This window comes from Microvirga sp. 2MCAF38, from assembly GCF_052115485.1.
GTDB lineage: Bacteria > Pseudomonadota > Alphaproteobacteria > Rhizobiales > Beijerinckiaceae > Microvirga.
Genome location: NZ_JBFRGU010000007.1, coordinates 103,769 through 123,514, shown reverse-complemented (window position 1 = coordinate 123,514; position 19,746 = coordinate 103,769). Strand labels below are relative to the sequence as shown.

Below are 19,746 nucleotides of genomic sequence, written 5' to 3'. Positions count from 1 at the left end.
TTCGCACCGACGGCGCCAAAAGCTGTCGTTCGATTTTTTGTGGCTCGGAAGGCTTGACGGTTCCCGCGCCGCGTCTCACTCAAGCGCACGCATTCTGGCACGGGACCGATGACCGACCTCAACCAACTCGAAACTGATCTGCTCAAGCAGGTCGAAGCTGCCTCGGATGAGCCGGCTCTCGAAGCTCTGCGCGTCGCCGCGCTCGGCAAGAAGGGCTTCGTCTCCGAACTCCTCAAGACTTTGGGGGCGATGTCGCCCGAGGAGCGCAAGGAGAAGGGGCCGCTCATCAACGGCCTGCGTGACAAGGTGCAGGGTGCGCTCGGCGCCAAGAAGGATGCTCTCGCCGAAGCTGCCCTCGAGGCGCGCCTTTCCGCCGAGCGTCTCGATGTGACGCTGCCCGTGCAGGACGGCCCCGAGATTCGCGGACGCATCCACCCGATCAGCCAGGTCATCGACGAGATCACGGCCATTTTCGCCGATATGGGTTTCCATGTGGCGGAAGGGCCGGATATCGAAACCGACTATCTCAACTTCACCGCGCTGAACTTCCCCGAAGGGCACCCGGCGCGCGAGATGCACGACACCTTCTTCCTCGCTCCCGACGAGAAGGGCGAGCGCAAGGTTCTGCGCACGCACACGTCCCCAGTGCAGATCCGCACCATGAAGACGCAAGCCCCACCGATCCGCGTCGTCATTCCGGGCCGCACCTATCGCCACGATTCCGACCAGACCCACACGCCGATGTTCCACCAGGTGGAAGGCCTCGTCATCGACGAGACCGCCAACATCGCGCACATGAAGTGGGTGCTGGAAGAGTTCTGTAAGGCGTTCTTCGAGGTCGATCAGGTGAAGATGCGCTTCCGCCCATCCTTCTTCCCCTTCACCGAGCCTTCGGCCGAGGTCGACATCCAGTGCTCCCGCAAGGGCGGCGAAATCCGCTTCGGCGAAGGCACGGATTGGCTCGAAATTCTCGGCTGCGGCATGGTGCATCCGAACGTCTTGCGCAATTGCGGCCTCGATCCCGATAAGGTCCAGGGTTTCGCCTGGGGCATGGGCATCGACCGCATCGCCATGCTGAAATACGGCATGCCCGACCTTCGCCCCTTCTTCGAGGCCGATGTCCGCTGGCTGAATCATTACGGCTTCCGCCCGCTGGATATTCCAAGCCTTGTCGGCGGCCTGTCGTCATGATCGAAGCAATCTCCAATGACCCCTCTCCCCCCTTGTGGGGGAGAGCCGGAGAGGGGGGTGGCAACGGTTCGTCCGGGCACGACGATCGACCCGTTGGCGCCATACCCCCCTCCCTCCTCCACAAGGGGGGAGGGGATAGGGTCGCTCATGCGGAAGTCGGTGCTCGGCAACGGGCGCAGGCTAAGCAGTTGCGTCGCGAACTCACACCTGCCGAGCGCAAGCTGTGGCACGGGTTGAAGGCGCATCGCTTTCAGGGGCTGCATATCCGCCGTCAGGTGCCGATGGGATCCTACATCGTCGATTTCGTCTGCCACAGAACGAAGCTTGTGATTGAAGTCGATGGAGCCCAGCACGGATTCGAGCGTGGCATTGCAGCCGATGAGGTTCGCGATGCGTGGCTCTCCTCGCAGGGTTATCGCGTGCTGCGCTTCTGGAACCGCGATGTTCTCACCGAACTCGATAGCGTGCTCGATACCATTTTCGCCCATCTTCCCATCGACCTGCCCGAAGCAGGAGACAGATCATGAAATTCTCCCTTTCCTGGTTGAAAGACCATCTCGACACCACGGCGTCTCTCGATGAGATCGTGGAAACGCTGACGCGCATCGGCCTTGAGGTCGAAGGTGTCGAGGACAAGGCGAAAGCGCTCGCGCCCTACAAGGTCGCCTATGTGATTTCGGCCGAGCAGCATCCGAATGCGGATCGTCTTCGCGTGTGCATGGTCGATACGGGCGAAGGTGCGCCGGTGCAGGTGGTCTGCGGCGCGCCCAATGCCCGCACCGGCATGAAGAGCGTGTTCGCGCCGCCCGGCACCTACGTTCCGGGCAAGAACATCACGCTGAGCGTCGGCACCATTCGCGGCGTCGAAAGTCATGGCATGTTGTGCTCGGGCGCGGAGCTCGAGCTCTCCAACGATCACGACGGCATTCTCGACCTTCCCGTCGACGCGCCGGTCGGCCAGCCCTACGCCGCTTATGCCAGACTCGACGACCCGGTGATCGAGATCAATCTCACGCCGAACCGGCCCGATTGCACCTCGATCTTCGGCATCGCCCGCGATCTCGCGGCGACCGGCATCGGCACGTTGAAAAACGGTGCGGTGAAGCCGGTTCAGGGCAAGGGCGCTTGCCCGGTTTCGGTGAAGCGCGATTTCGCGGCAGGCGACGAAAAGCTGTGCCCGACTTTCGCTCTGCGCCTGGTGCGCGGCGTCAAAAACGGCCCGTCGCCGGAATGGCTGCAGCGGCGCTTATCGTCCATCGGCCTTCGCCCGATCAACGCGCTCGTCGACATCACCAATTTCATGACCTTCGACCGGGGTCGTCCGCTCCACGTCTTCGATGCGAAGAAGGTGGCGGGGAATCTTGTCGTTCGCCGCGCCAAGGACGGCGAGGAGATCGTGGCGCTCGACGGGCGCACCTACACGCTCGATTCCGGCAACGTGGTGATCGCGGACAATAACGGCGTCGAATCCATCGCCGGCATTATGGGCGGCGAGCATTCGGGCTGCGATGAGACGACGACGGATGTGCTGATCGAATCCGCGCTGTGGGATCCGCTCAACATCGCGCAATCGGGCCGCAAACTCGGTATCATCACGGATGCGCGCTATCGTTTTGAGCGCGGTGTGGATCCGGCTTTCACGGTGCCGGGTCTCGATCTCGCGACGCAGATGGTCATCGATCTGTGCGGCGGCGAGGCGAGCGAGGCCGTGGTCGCGGGCGCGGTGCCAGATCATACCCGCGTCATCGAATTCCCCTGGTCCGAGACGCTCCGTCTCTCCGGCCTCGATGTGCCGCAGACGGAAGCCAAGGCTATTTTGGACAAGCTCGGCTTCAAAGTCGAAGGCACGGGCCAGATAGTGAAGGTCACATCGCCGTCCTGGCGTCCCGATATCGAGGGCAAGGCGGATCTCGTCGAAGAGGTCATCCGCATCGCGGGCGTTGACCGCATAGCGCCGCAGCCGCTGCCACGTCTCGAAGCGGCGGTGGCAAAGCCGATCCTCACCCTCATCCAGAAGCGCACGCGCCTCGCCAAACGCACGCTCGCCTCGCGCGGCCTCGTGGAAGCCGTCACCTGGTCCTTCATCGCGAAGGACGAGGCAGTGTTGTTCGGCGGCGGCGATCCGAAACTCGCGCTCGCCAATCCCATCGCGGCGGATCTCTCCGACATGCGTCCGAGTCTGCTGCCGGGCCTGTTGAAGGCGGCGCAGCGCAATGCGGATCGCGGCTATGGCGACGTGGCGCTTTTCGAAGTCGGCCAGTGCTTCGCCTCCGACGAGCCGGAAGGCCAGACCATTAAAGCGACCGGCGTCCGTCGCGGCACCGCTCGTTCCGAGGGTGTGGGCCGTCATTGGCGCGGCGGCGCGGTTGCTGTCGATGCGTTCGATGCGAAGGAAGATGCGCTGTCGCTTCTCGCCTCGCTCGGCATTCCCGTCGGCGGTCTGCAAGTGGTTCCCGGCGGTCCGGCATGGTTCCATCCTGGCCGCTCAGCGATCCTGCAATTTGGCCCCAAGAACGTGGTCGGCGCGTTCGGTGAAGTGCATCCGAAGGTGTTGAAGGCGCTGGACCTCAAGGGCCCGCTCGTCGCTTTCGAAATCACCCTCGATGCGCTCGTGCCGCCGAAGGCGAAGCCTACGAAGATGAAGCCGAAGCTCGTTCTCTCCGACTTCCAGCCCGTCTCCCGCGATTTCGCCTTCGTGGTCACGCGCAGCGTGGCGGCGGGCGATATCGTCAAGGCCGTGCAGGCGGCGGAACGCCAGCTCATCTCGGGTGTCGAGGTGTTCGACGTCTATGAGGGCATCGGCATCGACCCCGACAAGAAGTCAGTCGCCATCGCGGTCACTCTTCAGCCGACGGAGAAGACGCTGACCGACGTGGAGATCGAAGCGGTGTCGCAGAAGATCGTCGCGGAAGTGGTGAAGAAGACGGGAGCGACTTTGCGCGGCTAGCAAAGCGGCTATCCCGGACGCGGCCAAAGCCGCGATCCGGGGTTGTTGTCCGGAAGAGGCGCTTTACTCGACGCGCGATCCCGACTCTTCGCTGCGCTTCGGCCGGGATGACGACTGCAAGCCACTCAACGGATTGCCTTCATCCCACCCGTAGCGCACCGTATCGAAGCGCATTGAGCGCGCATCCACCATCAGCAAACGCCCGACGAGACTCTCACCGAAGCCGACGATTTCGCGGATGATCTCCATCGCCATCAGGCTCCCCATGACCCCGGCGAGCGCGCCGAGCACCCCTGCTTCCGCGCAGGTGGGAATCGTTCCCGGTGGGGGCGGGGAGGGGAAAAGGCAGCGATAGGTGGGATTGGGTTTGCCGTCGGGCCCCGTCTCATGGGCCCGGATCGTGGTGATCGAACCGTCGAACTGGCCGAGCGCCGCGGTGACAAGCGGGCGGCGGGCGTGAAAGCAGGCGTCTGAGACCGCATAGCGCGTCTCGAAATTGTCGGACCCATCCACCACGAGATCGTACGCCTCGATCAGACTTTGCGCATTCTCGGGCGAGATCCGAAGGGCATGTTCGTGGATCGCGATCTCCGGGTTGAGGCGCCGAAGGGCCGCGCCGGCGCTTTGCACCTTCGGCTGTCCGATATCCGGCGTTCCATGGATCACCTGCCGTTGCAGGTTCGAGAGCGAGACCACGTCGTCGTCGACGATCCCGAGCGTGCCCACGCCTGCTGCTGCGAGATATTGAAGAACCGGCGAACCGAGTCCTCCCGCGCCGATGACAAGAACGCGTGCGGCTTTGAGCCTCGCCTGGCCCGGACCGCCCACGTCCTGAAGCACCAGGTGGCGGGCATAACGTTCGATTTCTTCGGTTCTCAGCGACATGAGCGAAGTTTAGAACAAGACCGCTCTCCTTGAATATGGCTATTCTGGCCGCGCCATAGGCCTCGAGGCGACACCATGGGTTCGAAGGGGTGGTCATCAACCATTCTTGGGAGCAAATGGCATGTTTGCTTGACAGGGTGCTTGGCGCATGGCCCTTCCCGTGCCATCGTCTCAAGGCAACCGGGTAACATCCGGGACCAGACAGGGGAATATGTCCATGACAATGAAGAAACTTGGCTTTGCGCTCGCAGGCGTCGCCTTTTCCGCAACGGCGGCCTTCGCGCAGGAGGTTTTCAAGCCGGCGGTCGTCTACGATCTCGGCGGTAAGTTCGATAAGTCCTTCAACGAAGGCGTGCAGACGGGCGCCGAGAAGTACAAGAAGGACACGGGCACCGATTACCGCGATTTCGAGCCGCAGAACGACGCTCAGCGTGAGCAGGCCCTGCGCCGCTTCGCCCGTGACGGCTTCTCGCCCATCGTGGCGGTCGGCTTCAGCCAGGAAACCGCGCTGAAGAAGGTCGCGGACGAGTTCCCGAAGACCAAGTTCGCCATCATCGACGCCGTCGTCGAGAAGCCGAACGTGCAGTCCATCGTGTTCAAGGAGCACGAGGGTTCGTTCCTCGTCGGTCTTCTCGCCGTTCAGGCTTCCAAGTCCGGCAAGGTCGGCTTCGTCGGCGGCATGGACATTCCGCTGATCCGCAAGTTCGCTTGCGGCTACGTCCAGGGCGCGAAATACGCCAAGGCTAACGCCGAAGTGTTCCAGAACATGACCGGCACCACCGGTGCTGCATGGAACGATCCGGTGAAGGGCGGCGAACTCGCCAAGAGCCAGATCGACCGCGGCGCTGACGTGGTCTACCACGCGGCCGGTGGCACCGGCGTCGGCGTTCTGGGTGCGGCCGCCAAGGCGGGCAAGCTCGGCATCGGCGTCGATTCGAACCAAAACGCCCTGCAGCCCGGCAAGATCCTCACCTCCATGGTGAAGCGTGTCGATATCGCGACTTACAACGCGTTCGATCAGGCCAAGAAGGGCACCTTCAAGCCGGGCGTTTCCGTGCTCGGCCTCAAGGAAGAGGGTGTGGCCTGGGCGCTCGACGACAACAACAAGGCGTTGATCACCCCGGAGATGAAGGCTGCTGTCGACAAGGCTTCCGCCGACATCAAGTCGGGCGCCATCAAGGTGCACGACTACATGTCCGACTCCAAGTGCCCGGTGCAATAACCCGCTAGGCTGTCTTTCTGCCTGCCGCGCCCGGCGCGCGGCAGGACAGGATCAAGGGGCGACTGCGTTCCACATGGGGAGCGCGGTCGTTCAATCATTTTCCATCCACCAGTCGGGACGCTCCCGGACCGGGGATGATGTGGTGAGTTTCCCGATGTCTCCCGCCATCGAATTACAGGCCATCAACAAGCGCTTCGGCGATGTTCGCGCCAACAAGGATGTGAACCTTGCCGTCGAGCGCGGGACGATTCATGGCATCGTCGGCGAGAACGGCGCGGGCAAGTCCACGCTCATGTCGATTCTCTACGGATTTTACGAAGCCGATTCCGGCGAGATCCGTATCAATGGCAAGCCTGTTTCCATCTCCTCGCCCAATGACGCGATTTCGGTCGGCATCGGCATGGTTCACCAGCATTTCATGCTGGTCGAGCCGCTGAGCGTCGTCGACAATGTGATGCTCGGCGCGGAGGGCGGCTTCATGCTGCGCGCAGGCGAGGCGAAAGTGCGCGCGGAACTAGCGCGCCTGTCGAGCGAATACGGTCTCGAGATCGATCCCGATGCGACCGTTGGCGATCTGTCTGTCGGCCTTCAGCAGCGCGTCGAGATTCTCAAAGCCCTTTATCGCGGCGCGGATATTCTCATTCTGGACGAGCCGACGGCGGTGCTCACGCCGTCCGAGGCCGATGCTCTTTTCGAGTTGCTGCGCGCGCTGAAGGCGCAGGGCAAGACCGTCATTCTCATCACGCACAAGCTGCGCGAAATCATGGCCGCGACGGACTGCGTTTCCGTGATGCGGCGCGGCGAGATGGTGGCGAGCGTCGAGACGAAAGACACATCGCCTCCGGCTCTCGCGGAATTGATGGTCGGTCGTCATGTGCTTCTGCGCGTCGAGAAATCCGCCCGCGAACCGGGTGCGCCACTCTTGGAAGTCGAGGGCCTTTCGGTCATCGATAGCCGTGGTGTGCTACGCGTGGCGAATGCGTCATTGACTGTGCGCGCGGGGGAGATCGTCGGCATTGCCGGAGTGGCCGGCAACGGGCAGAGCGAATTGCTCGAAACGCTCGCCGGTATGCGCCAGCAGGTGCTCGGCAAGATCCGTTTCGAAGGGCGCGAAATCCGCTACGACGAGCACAATCCGCACGCCATGCGCAAGCTCGGCCTTCTGCATGTGCCGGAGGATCGGTTGCGCATGGGCCTCGTGCCCGCTTTCCCCGCCTTCGAGAGCGCGGTGCTTGGTTTCACTGACGATCCGCGCCTGGGGCCTGGGCCTCTTCTCGATCACGGCCGCATGATCGCCGACCTGTCGTCGAAGATGGAAGCCTATGATGTGCGCCCGCCCGCGCCACGACTGAAATCGTCCAAGTTCTCGGGCGGTAATCAGCAGAAAATCGTTCTCGCACGCGAGATCGAGCGCAATCCGAAAGTGCTGCTCATCGGTCAGCCGACGCGCGGTGTCGATATTGGCGCCATCGAGTTTATCCATCGTCGTCTCATCGCGCTGCGCGATGCGGGCGTCGGCATTCTGCTCGTCTCGGTCGAACTCGACGAGATCATGAATCTCTCCGATCGCATCCTGACCATGTGCGGCGGTCAGATTACGGGCGAGCGCAACGCGACGGAAACCAACGAACAGGACCTCGGCCTTCTCATGGCCGGCGTGACGGATAAGGCCGCCTGATGCAACCACGTTTGACTCTCGTCACATTGGGCGTCGTGGATGTTGCGAAGGCGACAGCCTTCTATGCGGCGTGGGGCTGGAAGGCCTCGAGCGCCAGCCAGCCGGGCATCACCTTCTTCCAGGCGAACGGTCTGGCGCTCGCGTTGTTCGGTCGTGCCGATTTGGCGAAGGACGCGCATGTGGAAGATCGCCCCACCGGATTTTCCGCGGTCTCGTTAGCTTACAACGCGCGCTCGAAAGAGGAGGCCGACGAGGTCTTCGCGTCGGCAATTGCCGCGGGCGCGCGTGAAATCAAGCCGCTTCAGGATGTGTTCTGGGGCGGTTACTCAGGTTACTTCGCGGATCCGGATGGGCATCTGTGGGAAGTCGCCTGGAATCCTTTCTTCCCTCTCGATGAGCAGGGTCATATGTTTTTGCCGGATAGCCAGTCGTGAGCGCTCCCATTGATCTTCCCAAATGGGCCGATACGGCCCTCGTTCCGGCGGTTTCCGTCGTCGCGGCGTTTTTCGTGGCAGGCCTCGTCGTCGTCGGCATCGGTGAAAACCCGCTGACGGCGACGCGCCTGCTGTTGCAGGGCAGTCTCGGTACGGGCGAAGGGCTCGGCTTCACGCTGTTCTATACGACGAACTTCATCTTCACCGGGCTTGCGGTCGCGGTTGCCTATCACGCAGGCCTTTTCAATATCGGCGCGGAAGGGCAGGCGACGCTTGCGGGTCTTGGGACCGCGCTAGTGCTGCTCAACCTGAATTTTCTTCCCGGCTTCATTCTGGTGCCGCTGGGCATTCTCGGCGCGGCTGCGTTCGGCGCGCTGTGGGGAGCTATTCCCGGCTATCTGCAAGCCAAGCGCGGCAGCCACATCGTGATCACGACGATCATGTTCAATTGGCTTGCGAGCGTTTTGATCGTTTACCTCCTCGTCAACGTTCTGCGCGAACCGACCAACATGAACCCGGAGACGCGCACTTTTCCGGAGCAGTCGAATATCCCGTTTATGCACGACGTGTTCGCCGCGTTCGGCATCGAGATTGCGCCCTCACAGCTCAATCTCACGTTCGTTCTCGCGCTCGCGGCGTCCTATGCGATTTGGCTTCTGATCTATCGCTCGCGCCTCGGCTACGCGATCCGCACGGTGGGATCGAACCCGCTCGCTGCGGTCTATGCGGGCATCTCGCCCGCGCGCATCATCGTCATCGCCATGACACTTTCCGGTGCGCTCGCGGGTGGGCTCGCCGTGAACGAGCTGATGGGCTATCAGCACCGCCTTCTGCTCGAATTCACCTCCGGTTACGGTTTCGTCGGCATTGCCGTCGCGCTCATGGGGCGCGCGCATCCGTTCGGCATCATCCTCGCATCGTTGTTGTTCGGCATTCTCTATCAAGGCGGCGCAGAGCTTGCATTTGAGCAGCCGGCGATTACGCGCGACATGGTCGTTGTCATCGGCGGCATCATCATTCTCTTCGCGGGCGCTCTTGAAGGGCTCTTCCGCCGCATCGTCGCGCGGGTTTTGGCGCCGACGCTGAGACAGGCGAGGGCTTGAACCATGGATCTCGGCTTTTTCATAAGCGTTTTCGATTCCTCCTTGAGGCTGTCGATTCCACTTCTCGCGGCGTGTCTCGCGGGGCTTTGGTCCGAGCGCTCCGGCGTTGTCGATATCGGCCTTGAAGGCAAGATGCTCGTTGCGGCCTTTGCCGCTGCCGCTGCCGCGCATGCGTCGGGCTCGGCCTGGATCGGCCTCGTCGCAGGCATCGGCGCTGCGATCGCCTTTGCCCTCATTCATGGCTTTGCCTCCATCAGCCAACGCGGCAATCAGATCGTGTCGGGCGTCGCCATCAACATGCTCGCCGTCGGCCTCACCGCGGTCATCGGAAATGCTTGGTACGGACAGGGCGGACGCACGCCGCCCCTCGAGGGTGCAGAACTTTTCGATGAAATTTTCCTCGGTCATTCCGCGCCGGTGTATCTCGCGCTTCTGGCCGTGCCGGTGACGTGGTTCGTGCTCGGCAAGACACGCTTCGGCTTGCGTCTTCGCGCGGTCGGTGAGAATCCGGCGGCGGTTGATACGGCGGGCATTTCGGTGACGGGACTACGCTATGCCGCCGTGGTGATTTGCGGTGCGCTTTGCGGTTTGGGGGGTACCTATCTTTCCGTTGGCCAATCGGCGGGCTTCCTGCCGAACATGACGGCGGGCAAAGGCTTCATCGCGCTTGCCGCACTGATCTTCGCCAAGTGGCGTGCATGGCCGGCCCTGGCCACCTGCTTCCTCTTTGGAGTTCTGGATGCTGTGGCTATCCGCCTGCAGGGCATTTCCCTGCCGGGGATCGGCGAGGTGCCGGTGCAGGCTATTCAGGCCCTGCCCTATCTCTTGACCGTCGTTCTGCTCGCGGGCGTGATCGGCAAAGCTATTCCGCCACGCGCGGCCGGCATGCCCTATGTGAAGGAGCGCTGATCCATGTCTTCGCTCGATTCTCTTTTCGAGGCCGCCAAGATAGTTCAGGCCAAAGCCTATGCGCCTTATTCGCGGTTCAAGGTCGGCGCGGCCATTCTCACGCCGAGCGGCAAGGTCTTTGTCGGCTGCAATGTGGAAAACGCCGCCTATCCCGTTGGCTCTTGCGCGGAAGCAGGAGCGATCTCGGCCATGCTCGCAGGCGGCGAAAATCGCATCGCAGCCATCGTGGTGATGGGTGAGGGCGAGCATTTGGTCACGCCGTGCGGCGGGTGCCGTCAGCGCATTCGCGAATTCGCTTCGCCCGAGACGCCGATTCACGTCGCGGGGCCTGAAGGAATCCGCAAGAGCTTCACGCTCGATGCGTTGCTGCCCTTTTCATTCGGGCCCGACAACCTAACTCTTTAAGCCAAGATTTAAGACAAGAGATTTCTCATGGAACAGAATGTTCAAGAGACGGCCGCCTTCGTTCGTGCCCGTGGCTTCGATGGTCATTTCGATGCCGCCTTCGTGCTTGGCACGGGACTTGGCACCCTCGTCGACGAAGTCGAAGATGCGGTAAGTCTGGCCTATGCGGACATTCCGCATTTTCCGAAAAGCGGCGTGTCGGGTCATGCTGGCCGTCTCGTTGCGGGCCGTATCGAAGGTCGTCGCGTTCTGCTGTTCCAGGGCCGGGCGCATTATTACGAGACTGGTGATGCGGGCGCGATGCGCCTTCCCGTTTCGCTTGTGAAAGAGCTCGGCATTCCGGTTCTCGTCGCGACTAATGCGGCCGGTTCCGTGCGCGCGAATATTCGCCCTGGCAGCATTGTCGCGATTAATGACCATCTCAATCTGTCGGGCACGAATCCGCTTCTGCGCGATCACACGGAAGGGCGCTTCGTCTCGCTCACGGGCGCCTATGACGAAGCTCTGCGACGGACGTTGAAGAAAGCAGCCGACCGCAGCGGAATCGATCTGCCGGAAGGCGTGTATGCGTGGCTCTCCGGGCCGAGCTTCGAGACGCCCGCCGAGATCAAGATGGTGCAGGTTCTCGGCGGTGATCTCGTCGGCATGTCGACCGTGCCGGAAGTAATCTTCGCGCGTTATTTCGGATTGCGCGTGATGGCGATTTCGCTTGTCACCAATCTCGCGGCGGGCATCGAGGGCGCATCGCCTTCGCATCAGGAAACCAAGGACACGGCGGCGGAAGCCTCGGAAAAATTCAAGCGCCTCATTCGCGCGTTTGTTGTCGAGTTATCTCATGGTTGATGTTGAAACCGCGCGGCGGGCGCTGCGCTGTCTCGATCTGACGGATCTCACCGACAACTGCACGGATCGTGCCATCGATGCTTTGTGTGAAAAGGCGCGCGATCCGCGCGGGCCTGTCGCCGCCGTGTGCATATGGCCGCAATTCGTGACGCGCGCACGCGATGCGCTGAGGGGCTCACCCGTGCGTGTCGCCACTGTGGCGAATTTTCCCACCGGGGCTGAGGATATCGCCCGCGTGATGGACGATGTGAAGGAAGCGCTGAGTGACGGCGCGAATGAGATCGATCTTGTTTTGCCCTATGACGCCGTGCGTCGCGGAGATCTCGAATCCGCCACTGAGATGGTCGCGGTGGTGCGCGAGATTGCCGATCAAGGGCGTCTCCTCAAGGTCATTCTTGAAACGGGCGAGCTTGTCGATCCCGCCTTGATCGAAACCGCGAGTCGTTTGTCGATTGATGCGGGCGCCGATTTCATCAAGACATCCACCGGCAAGTCTCCCGTTTCCGCGACGCCGGAAGGGGCAGAGATCATGCTTAACGTCATCAAGGCGTCTGCGCGTCCCGTCGGGTTCAAGCCATCCGGCGACATCCGCACGTCCGAGGACGCCGCATTCTATATCGCGCTCGCAGACCGCATCATGGGTGCAGGCTGGGCGACGCCGAAGACGTTTCGCATCGGCGCGAGCAGTGTTTACGATGCTTTGATTGCCACCATCGAAGGCCGTACGGGCCCGACGTCCGCAGGAACTTATTGATATGACGATGCTTCCGCAGGAATTCATCCGCCGCAAGCGTGACGGCGGCGCGCTTGCCGCCGAAGAGATTCAAGAATTCGTGGAAGGCATCACGACAGGCCGCGTCTCCGAGGGACAGGCGGCGTCCTTCGCCATGGCCGTGTTCTTTCGCGGCCTCTCCGTGCCGGAGCGCGTGGCGCTGACGCGCGCGATGATGAGTTCCGGTGAAGTGCTGAAATGGGACCTGCCGGGTCCGGTGCTCGACAAGCATTCCACTGGCGGCGTCGGCGATACGGTGAGCCTCGCGCTCGCACCGGCAGTCGCGGCGTGCGGTGGCTATGTGCCGATGATTTCCGGTCGCGGGCTCGGCCACACAGGTGGCACGCTCGACAAGCTCGATTCCATTCCGGGTTACGTGTCACAGCCCGACATCGAAACGTTTCGCCGTGTGACGCGCGAGATCGGTTGCGCCATCATCGGCCAGACGGCGGACCTCGCGCCTGCCGACAAACGGCTCTATGCCATTCGCGATGTGACGGGCACGGTGGAATCCGTCGACCTCATCACGGCTTCGATTTTATCGAAGAAACTCGCTGCTGGATTGCAGGGTCTGGTGATGGACGTGAAATGCGGATCCGGCGCTTTCATGGACAATGCGAAGGACGCGCGCGCGCTCGCCGAGAGCCTCGTTCTTGTCGCCAACGGTGCGGGCCTGCCCACAAGCGCGCTTCTGACCGATATGCACGAACCGCTCGCATCCGCCGCAGGCAATGCGGTCGAGGTGGCCTATACCGCCGATTATCTCACGGGTCGTCGCCGCGAGAAGCGCTTCCATGAAGTGACCGTGGAGTTGTGCGCGGAGATGCTGGTGCTCGGCAAGCTCGCCGCGACCATCGACGATGCGCGCGCGAAGATCGAGCACGCGATTTCATCCGGTAAGGCTGCCGAGATTTTCCAGCGCATGGTCGTCGCCCTCGGTGGGCCGAGCGATCTTCTGGATAAGCCGTCCGCGCATTTGAAGGCCGCGCCAATTGTTCGCGCGATTCATGCTGAGCACGCTGGCATCGTACAGCGCGTCGCTACGCGCGATGTGGGCGTCGCCGTTGTTGCGCTTGGCGGTGGCAGAACGCGCCCGCAGGACGCAATCGATCACGCCGTCGGCTTGACAGATCTTGCCGGCGTCGGTGAGCGCGTGGATTCGCAACGCCCGCTCGGCATTGTTCATGCGCAGACGGAATCGCAGGCTGAAGCGGCAGCGGCGCAGTTGCGCCTTGCTTATACGATTGGCGATGCCCCGGCCAAAAGCGCACCTTCCATTCTGGAGCGCGTCGACGCGAGTGCTTGATCATGTCTCTTTGAAATGATCAAGCACTCGATTCTTTAGATTCCGCATAATCCGGGCGAACAACCGATTTTCACTTGTTCTGATCGTGCTCGAAAGGGTGAAGCTTTCGCGGCTTCACTTCCTACCGAGCGATGGCAGACGTTTGATCGAGGTGATGGGCCTTGCCTCGTTCGCCAGAATACGCTCCTGCGCGACGCGCAGAGGTTCAGAGAGAACCGTCATCGTGAAACCGGTGGCGTGAAGCAGGCGGGTCTCGTCCTGCATCATGCCCACATGGCCTTTCCAGAACACGAGATCGCCGCGCTTGAGATCGCTCAGATCGGAACGGATCTCGACCTGCACACCGACTTGTTCTTCCTGCATGTCGCTGTCGCGGGGCGCTGAAATGCCGGCGGCCTTGAGCGATGTTTGCGCGAGACCCGAGCAGTCGAGTCCGAGGCTCGACTTGCCGCCCCAGAGATAAGGCACGTGCAGGAAGCGCTCGGCGACGCTGACGAAATCAGGCTCCGTCACATCGAGCCCGATGAGATGCGGCGCGAATACGAAGCCGCCGGTCGCAAGCTCCGCATAATCGCCTTCGATTTTGGTGACGCTCACCGCCGCATTCATCGGCAGATGATCGAGGAACGGCAGCTTCAAACTCGGGCCAGGATAGAGAAAGCTGCGGATCGTGCCGATGCGGTGGGTCGGCTCGATATTCGTGCCCAAAGCCGCGCTGGAAACGTAGCCAACATAGCCGTCGTTTTCGAGCTGGATCCACGCCCAACCGTCATGCTCGTCATAGACCCGCGCCAGTTCGCCGAAGATCGCCTGCGTATCGATGGGCGCGTCGGTAGCGGGACGGCGGTGCAGCGATATGCACGGTGCGATGACGCGTTTGAGAGTGCCCGTGGCGAAGCGCTCAGCCTCGACTTTGCCGCGCAGACGCTCGTCGGCGAGATCTGACCGGAAGGGCGTGATGCGGCGGTCGAAGGTCATAGCGGCAACTCCTTGGCGCGAATAGCGATGATATCTCCTAGTCGTTCCACCGCCAACGCGCCAGCGACTGTGCGCTGAATGATGACGTTGCGCCGGTCAAGCTCGTCGCGTCGCCGTGTCACAAGGTCGAGCTTGCCCATGCTGTCGAGAGCACGGGTGATCACGGGCTTCGTCACGTTGAGCTTCTTGGCGAGGCCACGCACTGTGTGCGGAGGCGCTTCGAGATAGATCGTGAGTAGGATCGCAATCTGCCGCACGGACAGGTCGGCTCCTTCATGCACGAGGTCGAGATTGACATCGTGCCAGAGCCTCAGGGCTTGCAGAGCGCGCAATTCGACAGGCATGGCCGCACCATTCGTTTCGGGGCCGTATTATTCTACAGCTTCCGCGTGGTGCAAGCCGAGCCTGTCGCTATGCTTAAGAAAGCCGCTCAGAGTTTGTTTGGAATGGATCGGTCCTTCGTCATTCCGGGGCCGCGTCAGCGGAGCCCGAACCCATAACCACAACCGTTCAGAACTGTAAGCAACGGGTGAATTGCATCGCATCCGGAGCTGTCGGCGGTTATGGGTTCCGGGCTCGCCTGCGGCGCCCCGGAATGACGCTGAAAGCGCGCTAGACCATTTCCAAAAATACTCTCAGGAATAGCGCTTCCGAATCAGCGCATACATGGTCCGCGCTGCCTGGATCTCCGCGCCTTCCGGGCGGCCCGGCTTGGAGGCGTTGTTCCAGGCAAAGATGTCGAAATGCACATACGATTTCGCAGCGCTCACGAAATGGCGCAGGAACAGGGCCGCCGTGACCGAGCCCGCCATCGGGCCGCCGGTATTGTTGAGATCCGCGATCTTGGAATCGAGCTGCGCAAGATAGGGCGACCAGAGCGGCATACGCCAGACGGGGTCGTTCGCTGCCTCCGACATCCTGGCGATTTCGCCCGCAAGCTCATCGTCATCCGTGAAGAAAGCCGGAAGCTCGGGACCGAGGGCCACGCGGGCAGCCCCCGTCAGCGTCGCGAAATCCACGATCAGGTCGGGCTTTTCCTCATCCGCCAGGAAGAGCGCATCGGCAAGGATCAGGCGACCCTCGGCGTCGGTGTTGCCGATCTCGACGGTCGTGCCCTTACGGCTCGACAGGATGTCGCCGGGGCGAAAGGCGTTGGCCGAGATCGAGTTCTCGACGGCGGGGATCAGCACGCGCAGGCGCACGGGGAGCTTCGCGCCCATGATCATGTCGGCAAGCGCGAGCGTTGTCGCCGCGCCGCCCATGTCCTTCTTCATCATCAGCATGGAAGCGGCCGGCTTGATGTCGAGGCCGCCCGTATCGAAGGCGACACCCTTGCCGACGAGGGTGACGAGCGGGGCACCGGCCTTGCCCCACGTGAAATCGATGAGGCGCGGCGCGACAGCCGAAGCGCGACCGACCGCGTGGATCATTGGAAAATTCTGCTTGAGCAGATCGTCGCCGACGATGCTCTTGAACGATGCGCCGTGCTTCTCCGCAATCTTTTTCGCCGCCGCCTCGATGCCGTCCGGGCCGAGATCGGAGGTGGGTGTGCTGATGAGATCGCGGCTGTAGGCGACAGCCTCCGCGATGCGCGTCACGTCGTCAGCGTCCACGCCGACCGGCGTTACGAGGCGAACAGATTTTGCAGGGCGCGTGCGATAGCGGTTGAAGGAATAACCGCCGAGAAGCCAGGCGAGGGTGGCCAGCGTCGGCGAGGGCGGGGCGCTCTCGAAGCGATAGACGCCATCCGGCAGAAGCGTCACCAGCTTGCCGGGCAGGAACGGATCGGGACGCTTGGCTTTCGCGCTATCGAGGCCGAACACGACGCCGACGGGATTTCCGTCCGCTCCCGGCAGCAAGCAATGCGTGCCGGCCTTTGCCGCGAAGCCCTGCGCTTTGGCGAAAGCCAGTGCGGGCCTTGACAATGTCTCGCTCACCTGCGGCCACGTCTCCTCGGTCGCGAACCAGATCGGAAGGGCGGTTTCAGAGGAAGACGCAAGCAGGGGATGGGGCATCGCTGAACTCGAAAGAGTGGAGTGAGACGGTGGGGTTCTTCATAAGGTATCCGCGCGCGTGTGAAAACGCTGCGGAATGTGCCTTTCAGTGCGCGACCTCGCGGACGATTTTCTCCAGACCGGCGATGAGCGCTTTCTGCGGCGCGACAACGATGGTCGCGATGCCCTTGCGGGCGAGCGCTTCCACATAAAGATCGGCGCGAGGCGAATCTGCGATGATGGTGATGGAGGTCGGGCGTGCGAATTGCGACAGGGCGCTGTTGATCTCATCGCCCGTGAGAAGGCCGGAGAGATAAGGCCCAAGCAGCGAGCTTTCCATGCGGCCCGACACGACAGCAGCCCGCGCACCGAAGAGAAGATTGAGCAGGCCCGCATGATGAGCCGCATCTTGTCCGCTGTTGCGCTCGGCGGCCTCCAGCCCAAGATCGAACCCTTGCGGATCTTCCGGCTCGGTCGCCGGGCGACCGATCATCGAATGCTCGCGCAAGAGCGCGTACATCTCGCCCGTCATGTAGGTAGCGAAACGCTCGACCTTTCCAGCGCGCATCTCGATCCATTTGGGATGCGTGCCGGGCAGGCATACGAGCCCGTCCGTGACGCCGGAACCGAGCACCAAAGTTTCTTCCCCTCGCATCACGTCGGCGGCATCGGGAACGGGCTCATAGAACAGGCCGGGGACGATATGGGCTTGCCGCCCGTCGCCGAGATCGACCGGGATCATGGCTTTCGCGATATCGGCGGGGCCTGCGGGGCAGGAGGCGTAAGGGGCCATGACCCAACCCTCGCGGCTGCCGACCATGCCCACGAGGAGGATGGGCGCTTCCGGCTCGGCATCGAGCCAGGGCCCGCAATGCCTCATGAACACATCGCGATGCTGCCCCGACTTGAGGGCGGAGACGCCCTCGGACGAGGAGACGGAATCAAGGATCGTCTCGTTCTCGACGAGATAGCCGCGAAAGCGTGTGGTTCCCCAATCGGCAACGATGAAGCGCACCGAAGTCTCCACTTTTCCTCATTGGCGAGGCGCTGTAACGCGTCTCCCGCCTGTTTAGCTTAACCTCAGCGCGTGCCGTACATCCGGTCACCGGCATCGCCGAGGCCCGGCACGATATAGCCGTGGTCGTTGAGCTTATCGTCAACCGCCGCCGTCCAGATGTTCACGTCCGGGTGCGAGCCACGCAGCTTCTCGATACCCTCGGGCGCCGCGAGCAGACAGACGAAACGCAGATCCTTCGCGCCGCGCTCCTTCAGGCGGTCGATGGCCGCCACCGCTGAATTGGCGGTCGCAAGCATCGGGTCGAGGACCAGAACCATGCGGTCGGCGAGATCGGACGGGGCCTTGAAGTAATACTCCACAGCCTGCAAGGATTCCGGGTCGCGATAGAGGCCGATATGGGCCACACGCGCTGCCGGCACCAATGTGAGCATACCATCGAGAAAGCCGACGCCAGCGCGCAGGATGGGAGCGAGAACGAGCTTCTTGCCTGCGATCTGGGTGCCCACCATGGTCGTCATCGGAGTTTCGATCTCGACAGATTCGGTGGGCAGATCGCGGGTCACCTCATAGCAGAGCAGCATGCCGATTTCGTTGAGGAGCTGACGGAAACCCTTGGTCGACCGCCTTTTGTCCCGCATCAGCGACAGCTTATGCCTGACGAGCGGGTGATCGACTACGGTGATGCCCTGCATGCTTTTTCCCCCTGCATTTGCCGTGTGCTGATTCATTTTAAAATACCGTCCCATCGCTGATGATAACCAGCGGCGGAGCGCCGTCCTCTCGCTTCGCTTTAGCGAGCCTGCGCCCGGTCGCCCAGGTTCCGCCTTCGAGGATCTTCGCTAACGGGAAACCGGCTTTTTGCAAGCTGAGTTTGGTGCGGATCGGCTCCGCGATCAAATCGAGCAGTGCCACGGTCAAAGCGCGCCATTCGACCACCAGGGCCGAATCGACGGTGTGCGGCCGCTGTTCGTCAGCCCGGTCTTTGAGTGCGAGAACGCCTGAATCGAGAAACAAGCCGCCATTGCGATACTCCGGCAGCCCGGTCAGGTCGTCGATGTCGATGACGGTGAAGCCCGCCCATTCCAATGGTTCGATCAGGGAATAGGACAGCCATTGCGACAACTTGTGGAAAGGTACGAGGCCGGCCGATGCATCCTCAGCCTCGACCAGCGGATGTCTCCAGGTGTCGCCGAGATTGATGCCGCCAAGGGAAATGCGGCCCGGCCAGATTGCCCCGAGATAGGCAAACAGCGTTTCGAGAATGGTCGCCGCCTTGATTTTTCCGCCCTTGGCCGTGGCTGCAATGACGTCGAACAAACCTCCCGGCCTGGGGTCGTCATGGCTCCCGAAAATATCGGGATTGGTGGTGACCACCCGACCGAGTCGATTGAGAAGCAGGATGCGCCCCTCATGGCCTACGATGGGGTTCTCAGGCCCGACCTGGAAGCCCATCGCAAGCTCTTCCGAAGTGAGCGCGAGCAGGACATCCCCGTCAACACGGAAAGGGTCTTCCGGGTGGCTCGAGAAGGCACCGCTGACGAACATATCGAAGCTTGCGACGGCCAGGCCCTCGGAGCGGGTAAACGTCTCGCCGGTCCGACCCTCTTCGTAGTGCCAGGTGGGGCCTGCTCCCGCATCGAGCAGAACGGAGAGGATAGCCATATCGAAGGCAGCACGCGCCATGGCGGCTTCATCGCCCCACGATGCGCTCTGCATGATTGCGCCCCAACGCTCATGACCACCGGCCGCGAGATGCCGCCAGCGGGCGTGGAAGGGGATTTCGAGGGAGGGATAGGTGGAACGTATGGTCTTCACCACCTCGTCGGCGCATGCGTCCAGCCGGTCGAGATGGATCATGAAGTGTCGGAGCCTGCCATCCAGGCCGTGCTGGAAAAGCTGACCGGCCCTCTCTCGCACGGCCGCAGACGACAGTAATTTTCGCGCGGCTTTCGCTTCTGAAGACAAAGGCTGATGATCGCTCACGAAGGGCTCCGGGTGCTCTTGCGAAGACTGTTTGAGAGGAGGGTTATCACAAGTCGCGTCCCATCAATCGTCCTTCCC

At 62.2% G+C, this 19,746-nt stretch carries 19 protein-coding genes; 12 read left to right on the top strand and 7 right to left on the bottom strand.

What is annotated here, in order from left to right:
- Positions 1-108: 108 nt before the first annotated feature.
- Genes pheS through pheT form a run of 3 tightly spaced genes read left to right on the top strand, consistent with a single transcriptional unit; the run spans position 109 to position 4,138 of the window.
- A complete protein-coding gene (gene pheS / locus AB4072_RS15755) occupies positions 109-1,191 on the top strand; it encodes a phenylalanine--tRNA ligase subunit alpha (protein ID WP_441969437.1) in 1,083 nt (360 codons plus the stop codon).
- Entirely contained in the window at positions 1,188-1,718 is a 531-nt protein-coding gene (locus tag AB4072_RS15750) for an endonuclease domain-containing protein (protein WP_441969435.1), read from the top strand. Before pheS ends, AB4072_RS15750 begins: the two co-directional genes overlap by 4 nt.
- On the top strand, positions 1,715-4,138 hold the full coding sequence (gene pheT / locus AB4072_RS15745; protein WP_441969433.1) for a phenylalanine--tRNA ligase subunit beta: 2,424 nt from the start codon (positions 1,715-1,717) through the stop codon (positions 4,136-4,138). Before AB4072_RS15750 ends, pheT begins: the two co-directional genes overlap by 4 nt.
- A 63-nt stretch (positions 4,139-4,201) precedes the next feature.
- Here the strand turns inward: pheT and AB4072_RS15740 are convergent, their stop codons facing one another.
- Entirely contained in the window at positions 4,202-5,023 is an 822-nt protein-coding gene (locus tag AB4072_RS15740; RefSeq protein WP_441969431.1) for a HesA/MoeB/ThiF family protein, read from the bottom strand.
- A gap of 223 nt (positions 5,024-5,246) precedes the next feature.
- Between AB4072_RS15740 and AB4072_RS15735 the strand changes: the two genes are divergently transcribed.
- From AB4072_RS15735 to deoA, 9 genes are all read left to right on the top strand, one after another.
- Positions 5,247-6,245 (top strand): BMP family lipoprotein, encoded by a 999-nt coding sequence (locus AB4072_RS15735; protein ID WP_441969485.1) that lies wholly within the window; start codon positions 5,247-5,249, stop codon positions 6,243-6,245.
- A gap of 154 nt (positions 6,246-6,399) precedes the next feature.
- Complete coding sequence (locus AB4072_RS15730) at positions 6,400-7,923, top strand: ABC transporter ATP-binding protein (protein WP_441969430.1); 1,524 nt, start codon at positions 6,400-6,402, stop codon at positions 7,921-7,923.
- The gene (locus tag AB4072_RS15725; protein WP_441969428.1) at positions 7,923-8,357 is read left to right on the top strand and encodes a VOC family protein; all 435 of its coding nucleotides are present in this window, start codon (positions 7,923-7,925) and stop codon (positions 8,355-8,357) included. The genes AB4072_RS15730 and AB4072_RS15725 overlap by 1 nt, the downstream gene beginning before the upstream one ends.
- Positions 8,354-9,460, top strand: a complete 1,107-nt coding sequence (locus AB4072_RS15720) for an ABC transporter permease (protein WP_441969427.1) — start codon at positions 8,354-8,356, stop codon at positions 9,458-9,460. The genes AB4072_RS15725 and AB4072_RS15720 overlap by 4 nt, the downstream gene beginning before the upstream one ends.
- A 3-nt stretch (positions 9,461-9,463) precedes the next feature.
- On the top strand, positions 9,464-10,369 hold the full coding sequence (locus AB4072_RS15715) for an ABC transporter permease (RefSeq protein ID WP_441969425.1): 906 nt from the start codon (positions 9,464-9,466) through the stop codon (positions 10,367-10,369).
- Positions 10,370-10,372: 3 nt separating this feature from the next.
- Entirely contained in the window at positions 10,373-10,774 is a 402-nt protein-coding gene (locus AB4072_RS15710) for a cytidine deaminase (RefSeq protein ID WP_441969423.1), read from the top strand.
- A 27-nt stretch (positions 10,775-10,801) separates the two neighbouring features.
- Entirely contained in the window at positions 10,802-11,617 is an 816-nt protein-coding gene (locus tag AB4072_RS15705; RefSeq protein WP_441969421.1) for a purine-nucleoside phosphorylase, read from the top strand.
- Positions 11,610-12,371, top strand: coding sequence for a deoxyribose-phosphate aldolase (gene deoC / locus AB4072_RS15700; protein ID WP_441969419.1), 762 nt, complete (start codon positions 11,610-11,612; stop codon positions 12,369-12,371). Before AB4072_RS15705 ends, deoC begins: the two co-directional genes overlap by 8 nt.
- A 7-nt stretch (positions 12,372-12,378) precedes the next feature.
- A complete protein-coding gene (deoA, locus tag AB4072_RS15695) occupies positions 12,379-13,695 on the top strand; it encodes a thymidine phosphorylase (RefSeq protein ID WP_441969483.1) in 1,317 nt (438 codons plus the stop codon).
- 114 nt (positions 13,696-13,809) lie between these two features.
- Here deoA and AB4072_RS15690 read toward each other — a convergent pair whose 3' ends face one another.
- The 6 genes from AB4072_RS15690 to AB4072_RS15665 all read right to left on the bottom strand — a co-directional run bounded on the left by AB4072_RS15690 (position 13,810) and on the right by AB4072_RS15665 (position 19,668).
- A complete protein-coding gene (locus tag AB4072_RS15690; RefSeq protein ID WP_441969417.1) occupies positions 13,810-14,673 on the bottom strand; it encodes a C40 family peptidase in 864 nt (287 codons plus the stop codon).
- A complete protein-coding gene (locus AB4072_RS15685; RefSeq protein ID WP_441969416.1) occupies positions 14,670-15,017 on the bottom strand; it encodes a MarR family transcriptional regulator in 348 nt (115 codons plus the stop codon). Before AB4072_RS15685 ends, AB4072_RS15690 begins: the two co-directional genes overlap by 4 nt.
- Positions 15,018-15,308: 291 nt before the next feature.
- Positions 15,309-16,688, bottom strand: a complete 1,380-nt coding sequence (locus tag AB4072_RS15680) for a leucyl aminopeptidase family protein (RefSeq protein WP_441969414.1) — start codon at positions 16,686-16,688, stop codon at positions 15,309-15,311.
- 85 nt (positions 16,689-16,773) lie between these two features.
- Positions 16,774-17,682, bottom strand: a complete 909-nt coding sequence (locus AB4072_RS15675) for a 2-dehydro-3-deoxygalactonokinase (RefSeq protein ID WP_441969412.1) — start codon at positions 17,680-17,682, stop codon at positions 16,774-16,776.
- A 65-nt stretch (positions 17,683-17,747) separates the two neighbouring features.
- Positions 17,748-18,377: a uracil phosphoribosyltransferase gene (gene upp, locus AB4072_RS15670; RefSeq protein WP_441969410.1), complete on the bottom strand. Its 630-nt coding sequence runs from the start codon at positions 18,375-18,377 to the stop codon at positions 17,748-17,750.
- A 37-nt stretch (positions 18,378-18,414) separates the two neighbouring features.
- Complete coding sequence (locus AB4072_RS15665) at positions 18,415-19,668, bottom strand: URC4/urg3 family protein (protein ID WP_441969408.1); 1,254 nt, start codon at positions 19,666-19,668, stop codon at positions 18,415-18,417.
- Positions 19,669-19,746: the final 78 nt, after the last annotated feature.

What these genes read in the sequence shown, in the direction of transcription:
- pheS (WP_441969437.1), top strand. Translation starts at nt 109, where the DNA reads ATGACCGACCTCAACCAACTCGAAACTGATCTGCTCAAGCAGGTCGAA.
- AB4072_RS15750 (WP_441969435.1), top strand. Translation starts at nt 1,188, where the DNA reads ATGATCGAAGCAATCTCCAATGACCCCTCTCCCCCCTTGTGGGGGAGA.
- pheT (WP_441969433.1), top strand. Translation starts at nt 1,715, where the DNA reads ATGAAATTCTCCCTTTCCTGGTTGAAAGACCATCTCGACACCACGGCG.
- AB4072_RS15740 (WP_441969431.1), bottom strand. Translation starts at nt 5,023, where the DNA reads ATGTCGCTGAGAACCGAAGAAATCGAACGTTATGCCCGCCACCTGGTG.
- AB4072_RS15735 (WP_441969485.1), top strand. Translation starts at nt 5,247, where the DNA reads ATGAAGAAACTTGGCTTTGCGCTCGCAGGCGTCGCCTTTTCCGCAACG.
- AB4072_RS15730 (WP_441969430.1), top strand. Translation starts at nt 6,400, where the DNA reads ATGTCTCCCGCCATCGAATTACAGGCCATCAACAAGCGCTTCGGCGAT.
- AB4072_RS15725 (WP_441969428.1), top strand. Translation starts at nt 7,923, where the DNA reads ATGCAACCACGTTTGACTCTCGTCACATTGGGCGTCGTGGATGTTGCG.
- AB4072_RS15715 (WP_441969425.1), top strand. Translation starts at nt 9,464, where the DNA reads ATGGATCTCGGCTTTTTCATAAGCGTTTTCGATTCCTCCTTGAGGCTG.
- AB4072_RS15710 (WP_441969423.1), top strand. Translation starts at nt 10,373, where the DNA reads ATGTCTTCGCTCGATTCTCTTTTCGAGGCCGCCAAGATAGTTCAGGCC.
- AB4072_RS15705 (WP_441969421.1), top strand. Translation starts at nt 10,802, where the DNA reads ATGGAACAGAATGTTCAAGAGACGGCCGCCTTCGTTCGTGCCCGTGGC.
- deoC (WP_441969419.1), top strand. Translation starts at nt 11,610, where the DNA reads ATGGTTGATGTTGAAACCGCGCGGCGGGCGCTGCGCTGTCTCGATCTG.
- deoA (WP_441969483.1), top strand. Translation starts at nt 12,379, where the DNA reads ATGCTTCCGCAGGAATTCATCCGCCGCAAGCGTGACGGCGGCGCGCTT.
- AB4072_RS15690 (WP_441969417.1), bottom strand. Translation starts at nt 14,673, where the DNA reads ATGACCTTCGACCGCCGCATCACGCCCTTCCGGTCAGATCTCGCCGAC.
- AB4072_RS15685 (WP_441969416.1), bottom strand. Translation starts at nt 15,017, where the DNA reads ATGCCTGTCGAATTGCGCGCTCTGCAAGCCCTGAGGCTCTGGCACGAT.
- AB4072_RS15680 (WP_441969414.1), bottom strand. Translation starts at nt 16,688, where the DNA reads ATGCCCCATCCCCTGCTTGCGTCTTCCTCTGAAACCGCCCTTCCGATC.
- upp (WP_441969410.1), bottom strand. Translation starts at nt 18,377, where the DNA reads ATGCAGGGCATCACCGTAGTCGATCACCCGCTCGTCAGGCATAAGCTG.